We start from the raw sequence: 10,910 nt of genomic DNA on the forward strand, positions 1-10,910 counted from the left end.
ATGACTATGCAACTGCTCTGGCTGCGCACCGATCTGCGCCGGCATGACAACACCGCCCTCGCCGCAGCCGCCGGGCAAGGGCCGACGGTCGCTGTTTACCTGGTGACGCCCGGGCAATGGCAATTGCACGACGATGCCCCGTGCAAGGTGGATTTCTGGCTGCGTAACCTGCAGGTACTGAGCAAGGCCCTGGCCGCGCTGAATATCCCGCTGCTGATTCGTCATGCCCAGACCTGGGAGCAGGTGCCCGAGGTGCTGGGCACCCTGTGCCAGACGCTGAAGATCGCTGCCGTGCACGTCAACGAAGAATATGGCGTTCACGAAAGCCGCCGTGATCAAGCCGTGGCGCACACCCTTGAAGCACAAGGTGTGAGCTTCCATAGCCACCTGGATCAACTGTTCTTCAAGCCCGGCAGCGTATTGACCCGCACCGGCACCTACTTCCAGGTCTTCAGCCAGTTCCGCAAGGTCTGCTACAGCCGTCTGCACGGCGCCTTGCCGCGCCTGGTCGCAATACCCAAAGCCCAGGCAGAGTTGGTGTTCAAGGCCGATCCGGTGCCTGGCGAAGTCGACGGGTTCGCGCGCCCCAGCCAGGCCCTGCGCCACCTCTGGCCTGCCGGCGAGGACGAAGCCCGGCGGCGCCTGAGCACCTTCGCCGAGCAGCAGATCGACTATTACCAGAGCGAACGGGATTTCCCGGCCAAACCCGGCACCAGCCAACTCTCCGCCTACCTCGCCGCCGGTGTGATCTCGCCCCGCCAGTGCCTGCACGCGGCGCTGCAAGGCAACCAGGGCGAGTTCGACAGCGGCAGTATCGGCGCCGTCACCTGGATCAACGAACTGCTCTGGCGTGAGTTCTACAAACACATTCTGGTGGGCTATCCACGGGTCTCGAAGCAGCGCGCCTTCCGCGTGGAAACCGAAGCCCTGGCCTGGCGTCAGGTGCCGGAGGAACTGGCGGCCTGGCAAGAAGCCCGCACTGGCCTGCCGATCATCGACGCGGCCATGCGCCAACTGCTCGAAACCGGCTGGATGCACAACCGCCTGCGGATGGTGGTGGCGATGTTCCTGACCAAGAACCTGCTGATCGACTGGCGCGAAGGCGAACGTTTTTTCATGCGTCACCTGATTGACGGCGACCTGGCGGCCAACAACGGCGGCTGGCAATGGAGCGCGTCCACCGGCACCGACGCGGCGCCCTACTTCCGGATTTTCAACCCGCTGAGCCAATCGGAAAAATTCGATCGCGAAGGGCTGTTTATCAAGCACTGGCTACCGGAACTGGCCGGCCTGGACAAAAAGGCCGTGCATAACCCGGCGGCACTCGGCGGCCTGTTCGGCCTGGCAAGTTATCCACAGCCCATGGTCGATCTGGGCCGCAGTCGCGAGCGTGCCCTCGCCGCCTTCAGGAACCTGCCACAACGGCTGGAGGCCGGAGGTGCCCATGAGTGAGTTCCTGCACCATTTCGCCCAGCAATTCGTCCTGCTCGACAAGGACAACCTGTCACGCCTCGGCGAACTCTACAGCGACGAGGTGCTATTCACCGACCCGCTGCACGAAATCACGGGCCTCGTGGACCTGCAGCACTATTTTGCGCGGATGTACGCCTCGATCAGCGAGCTGCAATACAACATCCACGGCCTCGATCACGTCGGTGAAGGCGAAGGTTATCTGCGCTGGCACATGAGCTATCGTCATCCGAGACTGGCCAGAGGAAGGCCTGTTCACGTCGATGGGTGTTCGCATCTGTTGTGGTTCGACAAGGTCTATCGGCATCGCGATTACTTCGATGCCGGGGCCTTGTTATATGACCATGTGCCGCTACTGGGCCACGCAACGGCCTGGTTGAAAAGGAGATTGGGATGAGCATTACAGCTCCACGACGTATCTGGCTGACGGGCGCCAGCAGCGGTATCGGCGCGGCCATCGCCGAAGTCCTGCTCAAGGCCGGCGTACACCTGGCCGTCAGCGCCCGCAGCCTCGAACCGCTGCAAGCCCTGGATAAGCGTTATCCCGACCAGGTCCTGCTGGTGCCCGGAGACCTGACCGACAGTCAGCAGGTCCGCGAAATCGGCGAGCGCATCACCCAGGCCTGGGGAGCCCTGGACACGGTGATCCTCAATGCCGGCACCTGTGAATATGTCGATGCCCAGGCCTTCGATGCTTCGATCATCGAGCGGGTGGTACGCACCAACCTGCTGGCCAGCAGTTACTGCATCGAAGCCGCCTTGCCGCTGCTGCGCGCCGGCATCCAGCCGCATCTGGTGGGCATCGCCAGTTCGGTCACCTTCCTGCCGCTGCCCCGGGCCGAAGCCTATGGCGCGTCAAAAGCCGGCATGCGTTACCTGTTCGAATCCCTGCGCATCGACCTGGCCCATGAAGGCATCACCGTCACCGTGGTCAGTCCCGGATTCGTCGACACCCCGCTGACCCGGAAAAACGACTTCCCCATGCCACTCAGTTGGTCAGCCGAAAAAGCCGCCGCCTACATCTGCGAAAAGCTCAAGCAGCGTCCCCTGGAGATTGCCTTTCCGGCACTGTTCATGGCCGCGCTCTGGCCCCTCTCGTGCCTGCCCAGACGGCTGCAACTGGCCATCGGCAAACACATGGCCCGCAACTCCGCTACCGATCAGGGCAAGCCATGAAGATTGCCCTGATCGGTAGCGGTATCTCGGGGCTGACCTGCGGCTATCTATTAAGCCGCCAGCACGAAATCACCCTGTTCGAAGCCGCCGACTGGATCGGCGGCCACACCCATACCGTGGATGTGACGGTCAACGGCCGAGAGTATGCCGTGGACACCGGTTTCATCGTCTTCAACGACTGGACCTACCCGAACTTCATCCGCCTGCTGGGCAGCCTGGGGGTGAGCTACAAAGCCACCGAAATGAGTTTTTCGGTGCGCGACCCGGCCGCCAACCTGGAATACAACGGCAACAACCTCGACAGCCTCTTCGCCCAACGGCGCAACCTCTGGTCGCCAGGGTTCTGGGGCATGCTGCGCGATATCCTGCGCTTTAACCGCCAGGCACTGGAAGACCTCGAACAGCAGCGCATCGCCAGCGACACCACCCTCGGCGACTACCTGAACAACGGCGGCTATGGCCAGCGCTTTATCCAGCACTACATCGTGCCCATGGGCGCGGCGATCTGGTCGATGTCCCTGGCCGACATGCTCGGTTTCCCGCTGCAGCTGTTCGTGCGTTTCTTCAAGAACCACGGACTGCTGTCGGTGAGCAACCGCCCGCAATGGCGGGTGATCGAAGGCGGTTCGCGCCAGTACATCGAGCCGTTGGTCGCCGGATTTCGCCAGCATATCCGCCTCAACTGCCCGGTGAGCCGGGTCGAGCGCGATGAACAAGGCGTAACGATCCACAGCAGCACCGGCCGCGAGCGCTTCGACAAGGTGATCTTCGCTTGTCACAGTGACCAGGCGCTGCGCCTGCTCGCCGAACCGAGCGAGGCCGAACGGCAGATCCTCGGCGCCTTGCCCTACGCGGACAACGAGGTGGTGCTGCATACCGATACCCGTCTGCTGCCGGATCGCCCGCTGGCCTGGGCCAGCTGGAACTATCGCCTGGGCGGTGAAGGCCAGCGCCTGGCCGCCGTCACCTACAACATGAACATCCTGCAGGGCATCGAGAGCGACATCACCTTCTGTGTCAGCCTCAACCAGCGTGCAGAGATCAATCCGCTGAAGATCCTCGCCCGCTACACCTATGCCCATCCCCAGTACAGCCTGAACGCTGTCGCCGCGCAGAATCGGTGGGAAGAATTGTATGGCGATCAACATACCTACTATTGCGGCGCCTACTGGGCCAACGGCTTCCACGAAGACGGCGTGACCAGCGCCCTGCGGGTCTGCGCCGCCTTTGGTGAGTCCCTGTGAACAGCGCCCTGTACAGCGGCTGGATCAGCCACCGACGCTTTTCACCGCAGGCCCATGCATTCCGCTACCGGATCGGCCTGCTGTACCTGGATCTCGACGAACAGGATACGGTGCTCGGGCTGTCGCCCCTGGCCGGCAGCCAGCGCCTGGCGCCCTTTGCCTTTCGCGAAACCGACTACCTGCGCAGCTTCACGCGCCAGGGCATGCGCCTGATCGATGCGGTTCGCCTGCAAGTCGGTGAGGCCCTCGGGCAACCCCCACAAGGCCCGATCCGCCTGCTGACCCAGGCCCGCAGCTGGGGCCTGGCGTTCAACCCGGTGAGTTTCTTCTACTGCCATGACCTCGACGGCAAGCTGCTGGCGATTCTCTGCGAAGTCACCAACACACCCTGGGGCGAGCACTACCACTACGTGCTGCCCGCCGAGGGCGACGGCCACCAGCACGTCAGTGTGGCCAAGGCCTTCCACGTCTCGCCGTTCCTGCCCCGGGAGCTGGAATACCGCATGAGCTTCAGCCCGCCCGCCGAACGACTCGGCGTGCACATGGCCGACTGGCAGGGCGACCTCAAGGTCTTCGACGCCACCCTCAGCCTGCACCGCGAAGTCCTTGATCGCGCCAGTCTGCACCGCTACCTGCGGCGCTTCCCCTGGATGACCGCCAAGACCTGCCTGGCGATCTACTGGCAAGCCCTGCGCCTGTTTCTCAAACGCACACCGATCTTCTCCCACCAGGCCGCCGACGGCACCTTCAGCCTGGCCGCCACGCAAACCGAGGAGCGACACCATGAGCAACGCCATGAAAAGTTCTAGCCTGGTGACCCGGGCCAATCGGTTCAGCGCCAACAGCCTCTCCAGCGCCGTCTTGCGCCGGGGTGTGCTACGCCAATTGAACCAGCTGCGCCATGGCCAGTTGCTGGTGGTCGAAGACGGCGAGCGACAACTGTTCGGCCAGGCCGGCGCCAGCCTGCTGGGCGAGATCCATATCCAGGACCCGGCGGTCTGGGGCATGGTCGCCGGCAACGGTTCCATCGGTGCCGGAGAGGCCTTTATCCATGGCTACTGGAGCAGCCCGGACCTGACCGCGGTGGTGCGGGTATTTGTCAGCAACCTGGACGTGCTCGATGCCATGGAGAGTGGCCTGGCCCGCCTCGGACGGCCGTTCATCCAGATCCTGCACTGGCTCAATCGCAACACCCGCAAGGGCTCGCGGAAAAATATCGAAGCGCATTACGACCTCGGCAACGAGCTGTTCGAAGAGTTTCTCGATCCGACCATGATGTATTCCGCCGCGCAGTTCCTCAGTCCCGACGACAGCCTCGAACAGGCCCAGTTGAACAAGCTGGAGCGCATCTGCCAGAAGCTCGACCTGCAATCGAGTGACCATTTGCTGGAGATCGGCACCGGCTGGGGCAGCATGGCGATTTATGCCGCGCAGCACCATGGTTGCAAGGTCACCACCACCACACTGTCCCGGGAACAGTTCGCCTACACCCGGCAACGCATCGACAGCCTGGGCCTGCAAGAACAGATCACCCTGCTGCTCGAAGACTATCGCGACCTCAGCGGCCAGTACGACAAACTGGTGTCCATCGAAATGATCGAAGCCGTCGGTCATCAGTTCCTCGACAACTACTTCAAGCAATGCGCGCACCTGCTCAAGAGCGATGGGCTGATGCTGCTGCAAGCCATCACCATCCGCGAACAACGTTATGAGCAGGCCAGGAGCACGGTCGACTTTATCCAGCGTTATATTTTCCCCGGTGGCGCCCTGCCCAGCGTGCAGAAGATGCTCGAGGTGGTCAGCCACGAAACCGACATGAACCTGCTGCACATGGAAGACTTCGGCCTGCACTACGCGCGCACCCTGCGCCTGTGGCACGAGAACTTCCGCCGTGCCCACGGGCGCCTGAGCGAACTGGGCTACGACGATTATTTCCTGCGTTTGTGGGAGTTCTACCTGTGCTACTGCGAGGGCGGTTTCCTCGAACGCAGCATCGGCACCGCGCAGTTGCTGCTGGCCAGGCCGACCGCCCGAACGCAGCCGCTGCTCGGGCGCTTCGATAGTTAAGGCGGCTGGTTGGTCGTGGCCCGGATCAGCTAAAGCTGACGCAGTTGCTCACGCACCACGGCTTCGCGTTCCGCGGCATTGAAAAACAGCTGGCGCGCCATGTTCAGGCTGATCTCGCTGCGCCAGATCCGGAACACCTCCAGGGCCCGCCCGGGTTGACCTTGGCGGATACGTTCAAAGCGCTCCTGCTCGGCCCGGGCCTGGGCCTTGACCCCGAGAAAACGCTCGTCCCAGCGCTTCAGATGGGCTCCATGGGCTTGTGGCTTGCCGTCCTTGCCCAGGGCGCCGCGCATCACGAACAACTCCTCCGGGGTGGTTTTTTCGGGATAGTGGAAATGCGCCACCCAGATATTCTTGCCGCCCGCCTTGTCGCGCACCACATACTCCTGGAGAAAGTCATCTTTCCCGAGTCTTGTGCGCGGCCCGTTGCGAAAGATCTCGACCTCGTTGTGTTCCTTGAGAAACAGCAGCCGCTCGGTGTCCGGCGCACTCGACTTGGTCACTGCGATTCGCGCCAGCAATCCCTCATGCCTGAGCGTCCCGGCCTGGAGACGCAGTTCCGAGGCCTGAACCTTGGCGGCGGAGATTTCGCTTTGGCTCACCGAACTGTTTGACTCAGCCAGCGACCGGTCGATTTGCCCGGCCAGCGCCTCCAACTCCCGCGCCCGGACTTCGAGCACATCCTGCAGATAGACCGGGTCCTTGGCGACCGGGATCTGCCCCTTGGCCATCTCGACCTCCCGGCCAGCCTGGCGGATCTGGCTCTCGGCCATCTGCACCAGGCGCTTGAGGCCCGGCTGCGGCAGGGGCCTGGGCAAGGGGGCCGCCGCCGGCTTGGGCAACGGCTGCCAGTAGCCGTCCTCTTCTTCAACAAAGGAATCGATCGGTTGACCGGTCTGGGGATCCATCAACTCGACGACCTCATGGCCATCCTGGCGCGTGTCCCGAACATAACCGAGGTAGTTTTTCTTGCGGCGGGTACGGATGACTTTCCGGGTCTTGCCGGGTTGCCGCGACGGCACCTCAGGTTCGTCTTGCTCCGGAGCCTGCGCCTCGATGCGCTCGACCAGGCTGCGCTCGGCCTCCTGCTGCAACTCGACCAGGCGCCGGACAAACAGATCGCCCCAGACCAGACGGCTACCTTGCGGCAAGAAGCCGGCCTTGTACTCGACCATGGCCAGCACTTCGTTATATTGGCTCACGCAGGTGTTGAGCACCGCCATGTCCGCCTCGGCGGACAGCGGCGAAGCGGCTCGCTCATCGAGAATGGACTGGGAGGCCAAGGCACTGCGCAGATCCTCGAACTTCATCCAGATATCGCTATCAAGCTGCTGCGGATCCAGCTCCCGGAAGCAATACAGCCCGAGCCGACAGGTTCTGATGGCTTTCAATCCAGCCACATCACTCCCTTGCCCCCTGACCTCGCGGATGCCCTGGTATTCCGTCAAATCCCGGTTGCGATGACGGCCCAGTTCGGAAAACGCCTGTTTCTCCCGCTCCGCCCAGTCGATATACAGGTCTGCGGCACGGTTTTCTCGTTGCTCTATCTGCTGCCTTTCCAGCGATACCCGGCCCGCGGCGTCCTGATAGGGCAAGCGCTCAATGATCAGCAGGCAACGACGTTCGACGATCCTTATCGAGTCCAGGGCAAACTGCATCCCCACGACGAACCGATGCAAGCAGGCAAAGAGTGTCCCCTTGTAGCCCCGCAGGAATACCGTCTCGTTCATCCGCAGCTTGTTGATCTGTTGCTCGTAACCGTCGAGAAAGGCTTTTACCCGGTCGCCGAGGCGGTCCATTCGAGCGAACCACTGCTGGTTGGTATAACGCTCGGGATTGCCTTCCATCGTCCTCAAGGCTTGCGCCTCGGGTAGTAGCGCTTCTGCCCGCGTCCCCTGCGCCTGAACCCCCTCATTCCACTCGTCCATGAAGCGCGAACTGACCTGGTCCCTCTGTTCCTGCTCCCGGCGTTTTTCCTCCAGCAGGGCGGCTCTTCTTTTCCCGACATTTCCCGAACGCCCCGAGCCGCCGCGCAGGCGTAGCTTCAAGTCCGGCGTCCAGCTTCCCGCGCCATCGTTTTTCAGATAGAACCCTTCACTACGAGCGTCCGGCGAGACCACCCGGACATTGCCCTCGGTATCCACCTTTACCGCAAACAGCCAGCCACCGAAGTAGGCTGCCAGCCGGCTCGACTCTTTCAATCGGATCAGTCCCTGCAAATCGCCGGAGGCGATGACTTCCCCCAGGGTCTCGGGCTCGGGCCAGGGATACGGGTAAATCTTCAAGGTGAACGAACTGACACTCGGACGCGAGGAAACCGTGCCGGGCGCCACCGGGTTATCCAGTTTCATCGGCAGCGGCCGGTCCGGCCCCTCGCTGATCGTTGCCCGGATCGGCGAGCGCTGGCCCTCCTCTATCGGGATCCGCGGCGGTGTCTCGGTGTGCGCCTGCTGGCGGGTCAAGCGATGCCCGAGAATAAAGGCAATATTCACCAGTACATCGGCCCAGGCACTGGCCTTGGTCCCGGGGTCCTTTTCCTGCAGGCGTCGAAAGTCGGCATCGACACTGGCGACCACGGCGAAAATCCAGCCGGCCACCGCCGCCGGGCCGCGGATAAACATCAGCGCCACGTTGAACAGTTGCCAGCCGCCTTCCTTCAAGGTATTCCAGCGCAACTCGGCATTGGACACCGATTGCCGGTCCGCCAGGGCGATCAGGGTCCTGGCCAGCGAGCCGAACAGGTGATGCAGGTAGTCGCCCTGGACCACCGCGTCATCGAGGGTGGCCGGCGCCACCGGCAATAGCGCGGCAAAGTCGTCCTCGAACGAGCGCCGCAGATGAGGCTCGACAAAGCCACCATTGGCATAGGTGCGTCGGGCCTCATCGCTCAGCCAGGTCAGGATGCTGTCCTGCACCGCACCGGGTTGCTTGAGCGCCTCGAACAGGGCCGCCAACGTCGGGTATTGCAGGAGGGGTTCGACGGGAGGCGTGGGGCGGGCGTCATTGTCGTGGGGACAAAAGGCCTTGCCCGGCGCCGACTGGAACTGCTGGAAGACCGACGCCTGTGGGTCGGCCTTGGCGAGCAGGGGCCGATAGAGAATGAACGGGCCGTGGCGAGTGTCCCTCGGGCCGATAATGAACATGGACGCCACCACATCCGCGGCCGCATCGGCTTCGGCCTTGAAGGCCAGGGGACGCAGGACGATCTCCTGGCCATTGACCTGGCGCTTCGCCGCGTCGGCCTGCACGACCGCTTCGACAGAGCGGTATCCCGCTTCGTCGAAGTTCGCTTCGCCGCGAATCTTCAGCTCCAGCGCCGCCATGGGCAATTGCACTCGCAGTTGCTCGCTGAACAGTTGTTCCCGGCGCCGGGCCTCGTCGGCGTCGTCGATAAGCTTGGCCCGCAGTGCATCCAGGTAGGTTTTGCCGATGTCCACGGCAGTGACCAGCCCCTTGACGTAGTCCGGGGTCAGCCATTCGGGCACCGGCATTTCCACGCCACAGTGGCGGATGCCGATCTTCATCTTCGCATGCCGAAAACCGCCGAGATTCTCCAGGGCAAACTCCGTCAGGCTCATCCGCACCTTGACCACCGTCCCCAGCGCCCCACCCGCGCCCCCGGCAACGGCCACCGCGATGACCTTGTCGAGTTCCAGGCGAATATCGTCGGGGTTGGCGATATCGGCGGTTTGCGGATGATCCTCGCCCATCTGCTTGAGCAGCGCCTTGGCGGCGAAGCCCGGCAGATCACCCACGTCATCAAGATAGGCCTTGCCGCCCGACGCGCGCTGCACATCGGCGAGTTTTTCCAACAGGGCGCGGTAGACCCCGAGGTCTTCGCTCGGCGCCCCCAGCAACCAATGTGGCAAGCCGTCACTGAGCGCCGCCAGCGCTTCGGGCAACTCGACCACCGTATGGGGCTCTGCCCGCACCGGCGTGAAAAACCAGTTATCGGGACGGGTGATCGCGTCGAGCCGGCGCTGGTAGTCCTCGAGCGTCCACTCGCTATCGGGCCCGATCAGCGAAATCGCCTGGAGCTGGTTTTCCAGCAGGCTTTCGGCGAGGCTGGCGAGCGCTTGCTCCAGCTGCATATCCGGGTCGCCCTTCTGCCAGAGCAGATGTTCGCGGTACTCGATATTGCGACCATTGGCCCGGGCACTCATGAACAAGGGCACCAGTTCTCCGAGATCCGTGGTGCTGGCCCTGAAAAGGCCTTTGGCCAGACTGAGCACCAGCGGGTTCTGCTCGATCCCCCGTTCCTTGCGGCGGGCCACCAGCACGGGCAAGGCTTCCGGATAAGCGCCGCCCCAGGTGTCCTTGCTCACCGCCTGTACGCCATAGAGAGAAAATTGCTCCTCGGGCCGTTCCAGATTGATCGACATAAAGGCACGATGCTGTTCACGATCGGCGGACAGGATCCGCCCCAGTATCCTGCCAAGCCGATAAAAGCGGCTGTAGCCGTCCTCATCCTCGGCGTTCCAATAGTCGACCAAGGCCTGCTGATAGAGTTTCAGCAGGATATCGCCCCAGGACCCGAGCACAGCCTGGATGGCCGGCGCATCCACCACAAGCCGGTCACCGGGCAAACTGTCGAGCTTGATCTCCAGCACATGCTCGGCGGTAAAGACCGGCGCCACGCCGGTCATGAAATGCTCGAGCACCAGGTCGATCACGGCGCGATATTGATAGCCGCCCGAGAACCTTTTTCCGTTGCGCTCAAGCCATTGGAGTTTGCCGACATACAGATGCGAGGCATTGCGCTGCGGATTCCAGCGGCTGAAAAAATACCCCTGGATGGCCGACAAGGCCACTTCCCGCAAAGTCGGCGGCTGGGCAAAAAGCGCCTTGGCCGCCTCGATCTCGTGCTCAAGCGACAGGCCTGGCAGTGTGACTGTGTCATTCATACAGACTATTCCCTTCAAGCAGATCCGACAGGTCCGGGTTCAAGCGCCA

Annotated in this window: 7 protein-coding genes; 6 read left to right on the top strand and 1 reads right to left on the bottom strand. The window is 62.8% G+C overall.

Going from position 1 to position 10,910, the window contains the following annotated elements:
• Window positions 1-6 precede the first annotated feature (6 nt).
• The 6 genes from phrB to HX830_RS16055 are packed head-to-tail and all read left to right on the top strand — an operon-like array spanning window position 7 to window position 5,957.
• Window positions 7-1,452: a deoxyribodipyrimidine photo-lyase gene (gene phrB, locus HX830_RS16030; protein ID WP_177101239.1), complete on the top strand. Its 1,446-nt coding sequence runs from the start codon at window positions 7-9 to the stop codon at window positions 1,450-1,452.
• A complete protein-coding gene (locus HX830_RS16035; RefSeq protein WP_177101151.1) occupies window positions 1,445-1,867 on the top strand; it encodes a nuclear transport factor 2 family protein in 423 nt (140 codons plus the stop codon). Before phrB ends, HX830_RS16035 begins: the two co-directional genes overlap by 8 nt.
• Entirely contained in the window at window positions 1,864-2,646 is a 783-nt protein-coding gene (locus HX830_RS16040) for an SDR family NAD(P)-dependent oxidoreductase (protein ID WP_177101153.1), read from the top strand. Before HX830_RS16035 ends, HX830_RS16040 begins: the two co-directional genes overlap by 4 nt.
• Window positions 2,643-3,890: an NAD(P)/FAD-dependent oxidoreductase gene (locus HX830_RS16045; protein ID WP_177101155.1), complete on the top strand. Its 1,248-nt coding sequence runs from the start codon at window positions 2,643-2,645 to the stop codon at window positions 3,888-3,890. The genes HX830_RS16040 and HX830_RS16045 overlap by 4 nt, the downstream gene beginning before the upstream one ends.
• Window positions 3,887-4,699 carry a DUF1365 domain-containing protein gene (locus HX830_RS16050; protein ID WP_177101157.1) on the top strand — a complete coding sequence of 271 codons (813 nt, stop codon included), beginning with the start codon at window positions 3,887-3,889 and terminating at the stop codon, window positions 4,697-4,699. The genes HX830_RS16045 and HX830_RS16050 overlap by 4 nt, the downstream gene beginning before the upstream one ends.
• Window positions 4,686-5,957: an SAM-dependent methyltransferase gene (locus HX830_RS16055; RefSeq protein WP_177101159.1), complete on the top strand. Its 1,272-nt coding sequence runs from the start codon at window positions 4,686-4,688 to the stop codon at window positions 5,955-5,957. The genes HX830_RS16050 and HX830_RS16055 overlap by 14 nt, the downstream gene beginning before the upstream one ends.
• 29 nt (window positions 5,958-5,986) lie before the next feature.
• Here the strand turns inward: HX830_RS16055 and HX830_RS16060 are convergent, their stop codons facing one another.
• Window positions 5,987-10,861, bottom strand: a complete 4,875-nt coding sequence (locus tag HX830_RS16060) for a dermonecrotic toxin domain-containing protein (RefSeq protein WP_177101161.1) — start codon at window positions 10,859-10,861, stop codon at window positions 5,987-5,989.
• Window positions 10,862-10,910 lie beyond the last annotated feature (49 nt).

This window comes from Pseudomonas gingeri (assembly GCF_013385425.1).
Lineage (GTDB): Bacteria > Pseudomonadota > Gammaproteobacteria > Pseudomonadales > Pseudomonadaceae > Aquipseudomonas > Aquipseudomonas gingeri_D.

Excerpts from the sequence above, each read along its gene's own strand:
- HX830_RS16060 (WP_177101161.1), bottom strand. The coding sequence starts at position 10,861 with ATGAATGACACAGTCACACTGCCAGGCCTGTCGCTTGAGCACGAGATC.
- HX830_RS16040 (WP_177101153.1), top strand. The coding sequence starts at position 1,864 with ATGAGCATTACAGCTCCACGACGTATCTGGCTGACGGGCGCCAGCAGC.
- HX830_RS16035 (WP_177101151.1), top strand. The coding sequence starts at position 1,445 with ATGAGTGAGTTCCTGCACCATTTCGCCCAGCAATTCGTCCTGCTCGAC.
- HX830_RS16045 (WP_177101155.1), top strand. The coding sequence starts at position 2,643 with ATGAAGATTGCCCTGATCGGTAGCGGTATCTCGGGGCTGACCTGCGGC.
- HX830_RS16055 (WP_177101159.1), top strand. The coding sequence starts at position 4,686 with ATGAAAAGTTCTAGCCTGGTGACCCGGGCCAATCGGTTCAGCGCCAAC.
- phrB (WP_177101239.1), top strand. The coding sequence starts at position 7 with ATGCAACTGCTCTGGCTGCGCACCGATCTGCGCCGGCATGACAACACC.